Origin of the sequence: Streptomyces megasporus (genome assembly GCF_000718985.1) — a bacterium.
Lineage (GTDB): Bacteria > Actinomycetota > Actinomycetes > Streptomycetales > Streptomycetaceae > Streptomyces > Streptomyces megasporus.
In genome coordinates, this window is the sequence record NZ_JODL01000016.1 from 1 (window position 1) to 13,076 (window position 13,076).

Genomic DNA, 13,076 nt, shown 5'->3' on the forward strand with positions numbered 1-13,076 from the left:
TGCTGCCAGAAGGGCGTCCAGGTTTGTCTTCACACACTGACCAACGGGCGCCCTTCGCCATGGTCGCGACCAGGACAGACATCGGACTCATTCATCTAGCGGCCGAGCCGGGACAGGCAGAGCGCCTCGTCCTGGCGGAGTTGGATCACCACCGGGTCGTGGGGGCCGCGTTCGACGGTGTACTCCCGGGCGAGCCGGGTGATCTCGGGCAGCGCGCGGGCGTACTGGCCGGTGTCCAGCAGCACCGCCGCGTACTGCTTGCGCAGGGAGCGGACGACGGCGGAGTCCGCGCCGTGCTCGGCGACCGCGGCCGGGAGGGCGTCGCCCAACAGGTCGGCGACGCGCGTGTAGTGGCCGGTGGCCAGCAGGGACCGGACCTCCTCCAGCACGGCGGTCAGGTCGACGCCCCGCGGCGGCGGCCCGAAACCGGGGACGGGCGGCGGCACGGGGGTGCCGTACGCGGGCGAGGGCGCGGCGGTGGGTGCCGGGACGGGCGACGGCACGATCACCGTGGGCGCGTGCGCCGGGGGCGTGGCGGGCCGGTGCGGCGGCCAGGGGGCCATGGGTTCGCGGAACGGGCGCGTCGGGTCCAGCGGCAGGATCGGACCGCCCTCCCCCGGCCGGGGCAGCAGCGGGGCGAGGGCCGCGTAGACCTCGTGGGCGTCGGCGGGGCGGGCGTTCGGGTCCTGGTCCAGCAGCCGCCACACCAGGGCGTCCAGCGACTCGGGGACCTCCGGGCGCATCTCCCGCACGGGAACGGGCTTGTGGTGGAGCTTCTTGTACAGCAGCCCGGCCGCCTCCGGCGCCTCGAAGGGGACCCGGCCGGTGAGGAGTTCGTACAGCAGCACGCCCAGCGCGTACAGGTCGGCGCGGGGGCCGACGGGGGTTCCGCCCACGGCCTGTTCGGGAGCCATGTAGACGGGGGTGCCCACGAGGGCTCCGGTGCGGGTCAGCCGGGTGGTGTCGCCGCCCGTCTTCACGGCCGCGATGCCCAGGTCGAGGATGACCACGCGGCCGTCGGGCCGCACGATGACGTTGCCGGGCTTGAGGTCGCGGTGGACGATGTGGACGGCGTGCACGGCCACCAGCGCCGAGCACATCTGGGCCACGACGGCCACGGCCCACCGCCAGGGGTAGGGCTCCTGCTCGGCGAGGTGGTCGCTCAGGTCGCTGCCCTCCAGGCGCTGCATCACCAGGTACAGCTCGTCGCCGTCCCGGCCGGCGTCGTGGACGGCGACCAGCCCGGGGTGGTCGAGCTGCGCGGTGACGCGGCACTCCCGCTCGAACCGCTCCCGCAGTTCCTCGGGGCCGGTGCTGCCCGACAGCGAGGCCATCCGGCCGGAGTGCATCAGCTTCACCGCGATGCGGCGCTCGCCGAGTCCGAGGTCGTGGCCGCCCCACACCTGGCCCATGGCGCCGCTGCCCAGGAGCTCGGTCAGTCGGTACCGGTCCGCGATCAGCCGTCCGTTCACCGGCTCTCCCGTCCGTCCCGGCCGCGCAGCAGCGCGTCCAGCTCGTCCAGTTCGGAGGCGACCTGACGCATCCGCGGCGACTGCGGGGCGGGGGGCGGTACGGGCGCGACGGGCGGGGGCGCGGCGGGCCGCGGGTACCCGTACACCGTGGGCGCGTTCGCGATACCGGCGGCGTGGGGGCCGACGGGCGGGGCGGGGTACGGCGCGGAACCGGAATACGGCGCGGGATGCGGAGTGGGGGCGGGGTACGGCGCGGGATGCGGGGTGGGGGCGGCCGTCCGGTACGACGCGGGATCGCGGAGGAAGCGGTCGCCGAGCACGGCGTGCACCACGGAGCCGCCGATCAGCGCGAGGATGTACATCCCGGCGAAGCCCGATCCGGTGCTCTTCTCGTCGCCGAAGACGAACAGCAGCACCACGTAGATCACGGTCAGGGCGACGGCGAGGCCGAAGACGGCCCAGTCCAGCCGGCGCCGGCGGATGATCGCGAAGCGCAGGGAGGGCACCCAGGTCAGCAGCCCGAGCGACCACAGGGGGAACGAGGCGAAGAACAGCCGCATCACCATGCCTCCGACCCCCGGTCCGGGGCGGGACGGGGCGGGGGGCGGAGTGGCTCTCTGGCCGTACATCAGCGCGCGGACTCCCTTTCCGACATCTCTCGATGTGAGGGTATACATCGCCGCCGACGGCGCGGGCCCCGTCGTGGTGCGCCGATACCGATCCGATGCCTGCCCGTGCCCGCTCGGTCCGGGTCGGTCCGGCTCAGTCCGGGTCCACGGTGCCGTCGACGATCGCGTCGCGGGTGTCCCTCACCAACTCCTCGCCCAGTTCCGCCGCCCGCCGCAGGGCCGTCTCGAAGGCGGCCAACTCCCTGAAACGCCGCCCGTGTCGCCGTTGTTCCTCCAGCGGCAGCCGGGGCAGCCGCAGCCGCCGCACGTCCGGGCGGGAGGTGGTGGAGGCGCGGCCGGCGGTCCGGCGGGGGATGGCGGCGCCGCGCAGGAAACCGGCCACGAACCACGGGTCGAGCACTTCCGGGTCCGGGCGCAGCAGCCAGTGCCGGCGGTCGAGCGTCTCCCCCGCCGCATCGGGCTCCACCACGTGGGCGGCGCCGGGTCCGAGGGCGGGGAGCACCACGTCGCCGGGCCGGGTCACGGCCGGTTCGGCGCCGTTGCCGCCGGGGCACAGGCGGAGGGCGCCGCCGCGGGCGAGTTCGCCGACGGTGACGCCGGCCCGGCGCGCCCCGCCCTGCCCGGCCCCGTCCGGGAGGGGCCCCTGGAGCGAGGCCCCCTGGGGCGGCGCGGGCGTGACGGGGACCGGGACGAGGTGGAGGGCGCGGCGCAGGGCGCGGTCGAGGTCGGCGCGCGTCCGGGTGAGGGCTTCGGCGTCGACCCGGCCGGCGGGCGGCAGGCACCGGGCGGGGGCGAGGTCCACGTCCTCGTCGAGCAGGTCGACCACGGCCGGGGCGGCGCTGACGCCGGGCTCCCCGGGGACCGTGCCGTCGCGGTCGAAGGTCCGCCAGGCGTCCAGCACGGTCCGCCGCAGCTCGTCCCGGAGCGGTTTCCGCCGGCCGTCCGCCGTCCGGTCCGCCTGGTGCCGGGTGCTCGCGTCGACGACCAGGAGCCGGGGCTCGGGCCCGCCCGGCGTCGGCCGGCCGCCGTCCGGTCTGCGCAGCACCCACAGGTGCGGCGACAGGCCGTGTGGGGACGCGGCGCCCGCGGGGAGCGCGATGACGGCCCGCAGCGCGCCCCGGCGCAGCAGGGCGGCGCGCACGCGGCGGCCGGTGCGCCGGGAGGCGGCGGCGGGCGGCATCAGCAGGACGGCGGTGCCACCGGGCCGCAACCGGGACAGGGCGTGCTGCACCCAGGCCAGTTCGGACTCGGTGCGCGCGGGCAGTCCGTACTCCCAGCGGGGGTCGTACGCCAACTCGTCGCGCCCCCAGTCGCGTTCGCCGAACGGCGGGTGGCACAGCACGACGTCGACGCCGGTGACGTCGTGCGCGGCGTCGACGTCGCGCAGGGCGTTCCCGGCGCGCACGTGGACGGCGACGTTCCCGCGGAGGGCGAGACCGAGGGCGGCGAGCCGGGCGAGGGCCGGGTCCCTCTCCCACCCGTGGGCCTCACGTGGCCGGGCCCTGCCGTCGGGTCCCTCGGCCGCGGCGAGCAGCCCGCCGGTTCCGCAGGCGGGGTCGAGCACGCGGGCGGCGGGGCCCGCGACGGCGGCCATCAGCGCGGCGGTCTCGGGCGGGGTGGCGCGGGAGGGCCGGGGGTGGGTGTCGAGGTGGCGGCCGAGGAGGAAGGAGTACGCCCCGAACGGGCCCAGTTCGTCGGCGAGTTCGCCGAGGGGCCCCGGAACGGGGTTCTCCGGGTGCCGCAGCAGCGCCTCGCCGGCGCGGACGAGGGCGGCCCGCACGCCGTCGGGGTCGCTCTCGATCCGCTGCCACGCCTCCTCGCGCGGGGGGACGCGGGCGAGCTTGCCCCGGGCGCGCAGCCACTCCTCGACCTCGGCGAGGGAGAAGGTGGGGCCGGTGTCCGTGCCGCCCACGGGCTTGGGAAAGTTCGGGTGGCGACGCCGCCAGTCGCCGACGGTCGCGCGCCCCACCCCGGCGATCCGGGCGATCCCGGTCGCGGTCACCTCCGTCGTGTCGTCCGGCATCCGGCCGCCTCCCATACCGCACCTCCCGCCCCGCACCGCGCCCTCAAACACCGTCGTGGCCAACACTTTCATCAAGTCATCGCTTCAACAAGGCAACCAACATAGCGTGCGTTGACTTTATTCACAGCTTCTGCTGTAGTCGACGCACCGGTTCACAGGTTCGACTCAGCCCGGAAGGTGCCCGTCCATGCCCGCTCAGCAGTCCCTCACCGCCCGCAAGCGCCTGATCGCCGCCGCGGCCGGCGCCGTCCTCGCCCTGGGCGGCCTCACCGCCTGCGGCCTGGAGGAGCCCACCGTCACCAAGGCCCCGGCATCCGACGCCAAGGAGGCCGGCGAGGACGCCAAGGGGAAGCAGAAGAAGGAGTCGACGGGGCAGGCGGACGGTCAGCTCGCCGCGGGCGACACCGCGAACTACGACAGCGGCCTGCGGATCACCGTCTCCGAGGCCACCCCCTACACCCCCGGCGAGTTCTCGATAGGCCACACCGAGGGCAACAAGGCCTACAAGCTCACCGTCACCCTGGAGAACTCCGGCGCCGAGAAGGTGAACACCACCCTGATCACGCTCACCGCCCGCGCCGGCGAGGACGGCGTGGAAGCCGAGCAGATCTTCGACGACACGGTCGGCGAGGGCTTCGACGGCAACCTGCTGCCCGGCAAGAAGGCCACCGCCGAGTACGCCTTCGACGCCCCGGCCGACGCGAAGAACCTCGACGTCGAGGTCGACCCGCTGGACTTCACCTCCGAGGCCGCCCAGTGGGGTCTGACCCTCTAGAGACCCACCCCGGAGCCGGGCCGGACGGTGGGGCGGACGGGCCGGAGCAAGGCCCGTCCGCCCCACCGTCCACCGTCCACCGAGCGGAGCGGTCCCGCCGCCGGCGGATCAGAGGTGGTCGCGGGGCAGGCTCCGGTTCCAGGTGCGGGAGAACACCCGGTCCTCCCCCTCGTACCCGTCGAGCGTCGCGTGCAGCAGGAACTCCTCCTCGGTGCAGCGCAACACCTGACGGGTCACCGTGCGCACCCTCCAGTCGCCGCGGGAGAACTCCATCGTCCACTCCGACTCGCCCCGCGCGGAGGTGAAGTCGTCGGCCACCGAGCCATAGCGCTCCCAGGCGCGGCGGTGCGCCTCCAGGCCGATGTCCTCAAAGCGGATCGTGCCGCCGTCCTTGACGATCTCCAGCGTCGACCTGTAGTCGACCAGGTCACGGGAGACCTCCCAGCGCTGTTCGGACGGGGTCACCCGGGTGGTGGGGATCGGCTCGGTGCCCTCGGGTTCCTGAAACGGCCGCCCCTCGACCCCGTCGGGCGCGCCGTTCGGACGCACCGGCAGCGTCAGCGCACAGCCGGCGGTGTGGACGGTCAGCAGCACCGGACGTGGCGGCGGCCAGGCCAGCGGCCAGTACGACGTCGACAGCGACAGCCGGATGCGGTGGCCGGGCGGGAAGGCCTGCGCCACGCCGTTGAGCTGCACCCTCACCCGGTACCGGCGGCCCGGCTCCAACGGAACGGGCTCGTCCCCGTCCGCGCGGGTGAGGTTGAGCAGCCCGTAGGTGACGCGAGTGGCCCGGCCGTCCGGCGCCACGTCCGACAGGCGGGCGGCCACCATCGCCACCGGCTCGCTCACCGACAGCTCCAGTTCCACGCTCGGCGCGCCCAGGATCTCCACCCGCTCCGACAGCGGCTCGCTGTCGAAGACCAGCGAACCGCCGTCCTCCTCGCGCTGGTCGTACGGCAGGTCCGGCGGCGCGTTGTACGAGGCCCACTTGCCGGCGAACTGGCCGACCGACAGCGGCGACCGCACCGTCAGTTCCGTCTCCTCCACCGCCTCGCCCGGCGCGGCGAGCCGGTGCCGGCCCAACGGGTGCGCCACCGGCTCGACGTTCGGGGACGGCCAGGAGGGCTCCCCCACCCAACGGCCGGGACGCTCCTCGTAGGACGTGGACGGCGGGACGCTCTCCTGCATCCAGGCGTGGAGCATCGGACCGTCCGTCACCCCGTTGTCGACGCCCTTCAACCAGTGGTCCCACCAGCGCACCACCTCCTGGAGGTAGCCGATCGCCGGACCCGGCTGCCCCAGGTGCGGGTACTTGTGCGACCACGGGCCGATCAACCCCCTGCGGGGCACGTCCAGGTGCTCCAGCAGGCGCGTGACGGCGTTGGAGTAGCCGTCCGCCCAGCCGCTGGAGGCCAGCACCGGCACCCGCACCGCCGAGTAGTCCTCGCAGATCGACGCGTGCCGCCAGTGGTCGTCGCGCCGCTGGTGGCTCAGCCACTCCAACGCCCACGGCCGGGTGTTCTCCAGCCGCTCGTACCACATCTCCCGCCACGCCTCCCCCACCAGCGCCGGGTCCGGCGGGCAGGTGGCGTAGGCGAACATCGTGCCCGCCTCGGCCAGGTTGTCCGACAGCAGACAGCCGCCCATGAAGTGCATGTCGTCCGCGTAACGGTCGTCGGTGAAGGACGAGATGACGATCGCCCTCAGGCTCGGCGGACGGCGGGCGGCCACCTGGAGCGCGGCGAAGGCGCCCCAGGAGATGCCCATCATCCCCGTGTTCCCGTCGCACCACGGCTGCTCGGCCAGCCAGGCCAGCACGTCCTCGGCGTCGGTCTGCTCCACCTCCAGGTACTCGTCGCGCAGCACCCCCTCCGACTCGCCGGTGCCGCGGATGTCGACCCGCACACAGGCGTACCCGTGGCCCGCGACGTAGGGGTGGTGGATCGAGTCGCGCACGGAGGTCAGGTCCCGCTTGCGGTACGGGATGTACTCCAGCACCGCGGGCACCGGCTCGGTGTCGGAGGAGACCGGGCGCCAGATCCGGGCCGACAGCCGGACACCGTCGGAGACCGGGATCCGGACGTGCTCCTCCACCTTCGTCTCGTACGGCAGGTTGGTCACACAGCGCACGGGCGAACCTACTCCTCCCCGAACTCGTACGGCAGCATCGCCAGACACCGGTCGTACTTCTCGCGCATCTCCTCCTCGCTGTCGGCGCCGACGAAGACGTGCGTCAACTCGTAGCTGTAGCTGTCCTGGCCCGGCATCTCCGACAGCCGCTGCCCCTCCTTCGCCTTCACCACCACCCGCACCCCGGGGATCTCGCGCTCCACGCGCTCGACCTCCTCGCGCGTCGGCGCCCGCCGCACCACACCGTCGGCGAACTGCCGGTGGTACCACTTGGCGGCCACCTCGTAGGGGCCCTTCCGGTACGGCAGTCGCGGATCGCGGCCCAGCGCCAGGCTGAGCATGCAGTGGTGGTTGGGGACACCGTCGACGAACTCGAACAGCTCGGCGTGCGACTGCGAGTGCCGCGGGTTGATCTCCAGCAGGCCGATCTCGTCGTTGGCGGCGTCGTAGAAGTACTCGATGCTGAACGTCGCCCAGTCCAGGCCGACCTGCTCGATCACCCGCTTCGAGACGTCCTTCAGCCGCAGCACCACCGGCTCGGGCAGCGCCGAGGGGTACTGGTGGCGCATGAAGCAGGGGGTGTCGGGATAGTTGATCGAGTCCAGCACCCCGTAGACGGTCACCTCGCCGTCGTACACATAGCCCTCGACGGCGGCCTGCACCCCGGACAGGGACTCCTCGGCCAGACACGCCTGCCCGCCCGCCTCGGCGATCTCCGGCGGGAGGTCGAGCCGGTCCAGCACGAACTCGAACGGCCTGCCGATGCGGGCGACGCCCCGGCGTATCTCGGCCACGGCCCGTCGGAACTCCTCCTCGTCCGCCACCCCGAAGGCCAGCTCCGACGAGTAGGACTTGACCGGCTTGAGCCACATCGGGAACCGCATGCCCTCGGGCGGCTCCGGATCGCCCTCCAGGTCCACCAGCGCGAAACGGGGATGCTCCTCGATCACCTTCCGCTGTTCCAGCCGGCTCCAGTACTTGTGCTCGCACTTGACCACCGACTCCAGGCTGGTGGCGCGCGTCCCGTACCGCTCGGCCAGGATCGGCACCAGGGTGCTGACCGGGAAGTCCCAGTAGCCGACGATGGCGTCGACGGTGCCGTCGAAGGCGTCCAACTCCTTCTCGGCCTTCTCCAGCAGGTCCGCCACGGCGATCTCGCCGTGCTGGAGTTCCTCGACGCTCAGCAGCGGGTGGAACCGGTACTCCTCCGCGTGCGGCACCTCGTTCAGGGTCCGCAGGTTCTCCTCGTCCATTCCGATGACGAACACGTTCGTCCGGCCCATCCGTCGCCTCCTCGTGCCGTTGGATCACGAGTCCTTCCGGCTACCCGAGCCCCCAGGGGGCCATTCCCCCACACGGGGTCAACAGGTGCATCAAGGGCACGGGGAGGAAAGAGTGCGAACGGGAACGAAGACGGCGGGGCCGTCACCAGCGGTGGTGCACCTGTGCCCGAATCCGCCGGTCGTACAGGTCCTCGATCGCGGCCAGCGTCTCCTTCGACAGCGGCGGCAGCGCCGCCGCCGCGGCGTTCGCCCGCGCCTGCTCCGGGTTGCGGGCCCCCGGGATCACCGAGGTCACGCCCGGCTGCTGGACGACCCACCGCAGCGCCGTCTGCGCCGGGGTGGCGCCCTCCGGGACCAGCTCCACGAACTCCGCCGCCGCCTGAAGGCCCGTCTCGTAGTCCACGCCCGAGAACGTCTCGCCCTGGTCGAACGCCTCACCGTGCCGGTTGAACGACCGGTGGTCGTCCGGGGAGAACACCGTCTCGCGCGTGTACCGGCCCGTCAGCAGACCCGAGGCCAGCGGCACCCGGGCGATGATGCCCACCCCCGCCTCGGCCGCCGCCGGAAGCACCTCCTGGAGCGGCTTGAGCCGGAACGGGTTCAGGATGATCTGCACGCTCGCCACACCCGGCCGCGCGATCGCCGTCAACGCCTCCGCGCAGGTCTCCACGCTCACCGCGTACGCCGCGATCCGCTCCTCCGCCACCAGGGTGTCCAGGGCGTCGAACACCTCGTCCGAGGAGTACACCGGCGTCGGCGGGCAGTGCAACTGCACCAGGTCCAGGGTGTCCACGCCCAGGTTGGCGCGGGACCGGTCCGTCCACGCCCGGAAGTTGTCCAGGGTGTAGTTCTCCGGCACCTGGTCCACCCGGCGACCCATCTTCGTCGCCACGAACACCCCGGCGTCCCCGCGCTCCCGCAGGAACCGGCCGATCAACCGCTCGCTGCGGCCGTCCCCGTACACGTCCGCGGTGTCGAAGAACGTCACACCGCTCTCCACGGCCGCGTCCAGCACCGCCAGGGCGTCCTCCTCGCGCACCTGCCCCCAGTCGGCGCCCAACTGCCACGTGCCCAGCCCGACGACGGACACCTCACGGCCCGTCCTGCCCAGTACTCGCTGTTCCATGACAGCGATCCTACGGTCCGACCGGCCCGGCACCCCGGGCCGGTCTCCCCAGGTCACCGCCTACGGGAACGCTCCCACTCAGGCCGGCGGGCTCAGCTCAGCACCCCGGTCAGGAACTCCCCGACCCACGCCAGGAGTTCACGCCCCACCACCGGCTTCCCACCGATCCGCGCCGTCGTCGGCCGCGGCACCAACACCTGTCGCGACGCCGCCTTGACCACCGACCGCGGATACAGCCGCTTCAGCCGCAGCTCCTGCGACTCCCGCAACTCCACCGGGGCGAACCGGATGTTCGACCCCTGCAACGTGATGTCCGCGACGCCGAAGGAACGGGCCAGCATCCGCAGCCCCGCCACCAGCAGCAGGTTCTCCACCGGCTCCGGCAGCGGGCCGTAGCGGTCGGTCAGCTCCTCCCGGACCGCCGCGATATCCTCCTCCGAGCCCGCCTCGGCGATCGCCCGGTACGCCTGCAACCGCAGCCGCTCGCCCGGCGCGTAGTCGTGCGGCACATGGGCGTCCACCGGAAGCTCGATCTTCACCTCCAGCGGCGGCTCCTCCACCGCCTCGCCGCCCTTCTCCAGCGCGGCCCGGTAATCCGCCACCGCCTCGCCGACCATCCGCACGTACAGGTCGAAGCCCACCCCCGCGATGTGACCGGACTGCTCCCCGCCCAGCAGATTGCCCGCCCCGCGGATCTCCAGGTCCTTCATCGCCACGTACATGCCGGCGCCCATCTCCGTGTGCTGGGCGATCGTCGCCAGACGCTCGTGCGCCGTCTCCGTCAGCGGCTTCTCCGGCGGATACAGGAAGTATGCGTACCCCCGCTCACGGCCCCGGCCCACCCGGCCCCGCAACTGGTGCAACTGCGACAGCCCGAAGGTGTCCGCCCGCTCCAGGATGAGCGTGTTGGCGTTGGAGATGTCGATGCCCGACTCCACGATCGTCGTCGACACCAGCACGTCGAACTTCTTCTCCCAGAAGTCCACCACCACCCGCTCCAGCGCCGTCTCCGACATCTGACCGTGGGCGATGGCGATCCGCGCCTCCGGCACGATCCCCCGCAGCCGCGCCGCCGCCTTGTCGATCGTCTCCACCCGGTTGTGGATGTAGAAGACCTGCCCCTCCCGCAGCAGCTCACGACGGATCGCCGCACCGATCTGCCGATCCTCGTACGGCCCGACGAACGTCAACACCGGATGCCGCTCCTCCGGCGGCGTGGTGATCGTCGACATCTCCCGGATGCCGGTCACCGCCATCTCCAACGTCCGCGGGATCGGCGTCGCCGACATCGTCAGCACGTCCACGTTCGCCCGGAGCTTCTTCAACTGCTCCTTGTGCTCCACACCAAAACGCTGCTCCTCGTCCACGATCACCAGACCCAGGTCCTTGAACCGCGTCTCGGACGAGAACAGCCGGTGCGTACCGATCACCACGTCCACCGAGCCGTCCCGCAGCCCCTCCAACACCGCCTTCGCCTCGGTGTCCGACTGGAACCGCGACAGCGCCCGCACGTTCACCGGGAACTGCGCGTACCGCTCGGAGAACGTCCCGAAGTGCTGCTGCACCAGCAGCGTCGTCGGCACCAGCACGGCCACCTGCTTGCCGTCCTGCACCGCCTTGAACGCCGCCCGCACCGCGATCTCCGTCTTGCCGTACCCCACGTCGCCGCAGATCAGCCGGTCCATCGGAACCGACTTCTCCATGTCCGCCTTCACCTCGGCGATCGTGGTCAACTGGTCCGGCGTCTCCACATACGGGAACGCGTCCTCCAACTCCCGCTGCCAGGGAGTGTCCGGACCGAACGGGTGCCCCGGCGCCGCCATCCGCGCCGAGTACAACTTGATCAGGTCCGCGGCGATCTCCTTGACCGCCTTCCGCGCCCGCGCCTTCGTCTTCGTCCAGTCCGCGCCGCCCAACCGGTGCAGCGTCGGCTGCTCACCACCCACGTACTTGGTGATCAGCTCCAACTGGTCCGTCGGCACGAACAACCGGTCTCCCGGCTGCCCCCGCTTCGCCGGCGCGTACTCCACCACCAGGTACTCGCGCGTCGCCCCCTGCACCGTCCGCTGCACCATCTCGATGTAACGGCCCACACCGTGCTGCTCGTGCACGATGTAGTCGCCCGACTGCAACGTCAGCGGATCGATCGTCTTCCGGCGCCGCACCGGCATCCGGCCCAGATCCCGACTCGCCGCCCGCTGCCCCGTCAGGTCCGTCTCCGTCAACACCGCGAGCCTCAACCCCGGATCGACGAACCCGCTCTCGATCGTCCCGCACGACACCTGCACCACCGACGGGGCGATCTCCGTCAGCTCCGGCTCCAACCGCGCGGCGATCCCCTCACCGCCCAGCACCTCCACCATCCGGGACGCCGAACCCTGCCCCTCGGTCAGGTACACACACCGCCAGCCGTCCGCCAGCCACCCCTTGGTGTCCGCCAGCGCACGCGCCGTGTCCCCCCGATAGCTCTCCGGAGCCCGCATGCCGAGCGTCAACGAGTCCCCGTCCAACTCCTCGTCCACCGTGAACGGGCTCACCGACCACCACATCATCCCCAGCTCGCGCGCCCGCTCCCGGACGTCCGCCAGAGACCACAGCGACGCCGCCCCCACATCGATCGGCGCCTCGCCACCACCGGCCGAAACCGCCCACGACGCCTCCAGGAACTCCCGCGACGTCGCCACCAGATCCGCCGCGCGCGTCCGCACCCGCTCCGGATCGCACACCACCGTCATGCTCCCCTCCGGAAGCACGTCCAGCAGCAGCTCCATCTCGTCCACCAGGACCGGAGCCAGGGACTCCATCCCCTCCACGGCGATGCCCTCGGCGATCTTCCCCAGCAGCTCGCCCAGCTCCGGATGCGCCTCGGCCAGCTCCGCCGCACGCGCCCGCACCTCGTCCGTCAGCAACAACTCACGGCACGGCGGCGCCCACAGACCGTGCTCCGCCACCTCCAGCGACCGCTGATCGGCGACCTTGAAGTAGCGGATCTCCTCCACCTCGTCGCCCCAGAACTCCACCCGCAGCGGATGCTCCTCCGTCGGCGGGAAGACGTCCAGGATGCCGCCCCGGACCGCGAACTCCCCCCGCTTCTCCACCAGCTCCACCCGCGTGTACGCGGCCGCGGCCAGCGCCTCCACCACCCGGTCCATCTCCGCCTGCCGGCCCGTGTGCAGACTCACCGGCTCCAGGTCCCCCAGGCCCTTCACCTGCGGCTGCAACACCGACCGCACCGGAGCCACCACCACACTCACCGGCCCCGCCGACGGATCGTCCGCGCTCGGATGCGCCAGACGCCGCAACACCGCCAACCGACGCCCCACCGTGTCCGAACGCGGCGACAACCGCTCGTGCGGCAACGTCTCCCACGACGGGTACTCCACCACCCCGTCCGGAGGCAGCAGCGACCGCAGCGCCGACACCAGATCCTCCGCCTCGCGCCCCGTCGCCGTCACCGCCAGCACCGGACGCCCCGCCGACCGCGCCAGCGCCGCCACCGCGAACGGACGCGCCGCCGGCGGCCCGACCAGATCCACATCGTGTCGCCTGCCGTCCGCGGCGGCCCGCACCGCCTCCCCCAGAGCGGGATCCCGTACGACGGCATCAAGAAGACCGGTGAGACTCATGGAGGCGTTCCA

General features: G+C 72.5%; 8 protein-coding genes. 1 reads left to right on the forward strand and 7 read right to left on the reverse strand.

Going from position 1 to position 13,076, the window contains the following annotated elements:
* Positions 1-95 precede the first annotated feature (95 nt).
* The 3 genes from IF47_RS0114860 to IF47_RS0114870 form a co-directional block, all read right to left on the reverse strand.
* Positions 96-1,472 carry a serine/threonine-protein kinase gene (locus IF47_RS0114860; RefSeq protein ID WP_051717703.1) on the reverse strand — a complete coding sequence of 459 codons (1,377 nt, stop codon included), beginning with the start codon at positions 1,470-1,472 and terminating at the stop codon, positions 96-98.
* Entirely contained in the window at positions 1,469-2,101 is a 633-nt protein-coding gene (locus IF47_RS0114865; RefSeq protein ID WP_157839973.1) for a hypothetical protein, read from the reverse strand. The genes IF47_RS0114860 and IF47_RS0114865 overlap by 4 nt, the downstream gene beginning before the upstream one ends.
* A gap of 133 nt (positions 2,102-2,234) precedes the next feature.
* A complete protein-coding gene (locus IF47_RS0114870; protein ID WP_031509252.1) occupies positions 2,235-4,124 on the reverse strand; it encodes an N-6 DNA methylase in 1,890 nt (629 codons plus the stop codon).
* Between the two features lie 187 nt (positions 4,125-4,311).
* Here IF47_RS0114870 and IF47_RS0114875 point away from each other — a divergent pair, with 187 nt between their 5' ends.
* Positions 4,312-4,899 (forward strand): DUF4352 domain-containing protein, encoded by a 588-nt coding sequence (locus IF47_RS0114875; RefSeq protein WP_031509253.1) that lies wholly within the window; start codon positions 4,312-4,314, stop codon positions 4,897-4,899.
* A gap of 108 nt (positions 4,900-5,007) precedes the next feature.
* Here the strand turns inward: IF47_RS0114875 and IF47_RS0114880 are convergent, their stop codons facing one another.
* The 4 genes from IF47_RS0114880 to mfd form a co-directional block, all read right to left on the reverse strand.
* The gene (locus IF47_RS0114880) at positions 5,008-7,029 is read right to left on the reverse strand and encodes a CocE/NonD family hydrolase (protein ID WP_031509254.1); all 2,022 of its coding nucleotides are present in this window, start codon (positions 7,027-7,029) and stop codon (positions 5,008-5,010) included.
* Between the two features lie 8 nt (positions 7,030-7,037).
* A complete protein-coding gene (locus IF47_RS0114885; RefSeq protein ID WP_031509256.1) occupies positions 7,038-8,312 on the reverse strand; it encodes an ATP-grasp domain-containing protein in 1,275 nt (424 codons plus the stop codon).
* A gap of 142 nt (positions 8,313-8,454) precedes the next feature.
* Positions 8,455-9,438: an aldo/keto reductase gene (locus tag IF47_RS0114890; protein WP_031509257.1), complete on the reverse strand. Its 984-nt coding sequence runs from the start codon at positions 9,436-9,438 to the stop codon at positions 8,455-8,457.
* 92 nt (positions 9,439-9,530) lie between these two features.
* Positions 9,531-13,064 (reverse strand): transcription-repair coupling factor, encoded by a 3,534-nt coding sequence (gene mfd / locus IF47_RS0114895; protein WP_031509258.1) that lies wholly within the window; start codon positions 13,062-13,064, stop codon positions 9,531-9,533.
* Between the last annotated feature and the right edge of the window lie 12 nt (positions 13,065-13,076).

What these genes read in the sequence shown, in the direction of transcription:
- IF47_RS0114890 (WP_031509257.1), bottom strand. Translation starts at nt 9,438, where the DNA reads ATGGAACAGCGAGTACTGGGCAGGACGGGCCGTGAGGTGTCCGTCGTC.
- IF47_RS0114875 (WP_031509253.1), top strand. Translation starts at nt 4,312, where the DNA reads ATGCCCGCTCAGCAGTCCCTCACCGCCCGCAAGCGCCTGATCGCCGCC.
- IF47_RS0114865 (WP_157839973.1), bottom strand. Translation starts at nt 2,101, where the DNA reads ATGTACGGCCAGAGAGCCACTCCGCCCCCCGCCCCGTCCCGCCCCGGA.
- IF47_RS0114870 (WP_031509252.1), bottom strand. Translation starts at nt 4,124, where the DNA reads ATGCCGGACGACACGACGGAGGTGACCGCGACCGGGATCGCCCGGATC.
- IF47_RS0114885 (WP_031509256.1), bottom strand. Translation starts at nt 8,312, where the DNA reads ATGGGCCGGACGAACGTGTTCGTCATCGGAATGGACGAGGAGAACCTG.
- mfd (WP_031509258.1), bottom strand. Translation starts at nt 13,064, where the DNA reads ATGAGTCTCACCGGTCTTCTTGATGCCGTCGTACGGGATCCCGCTCTG.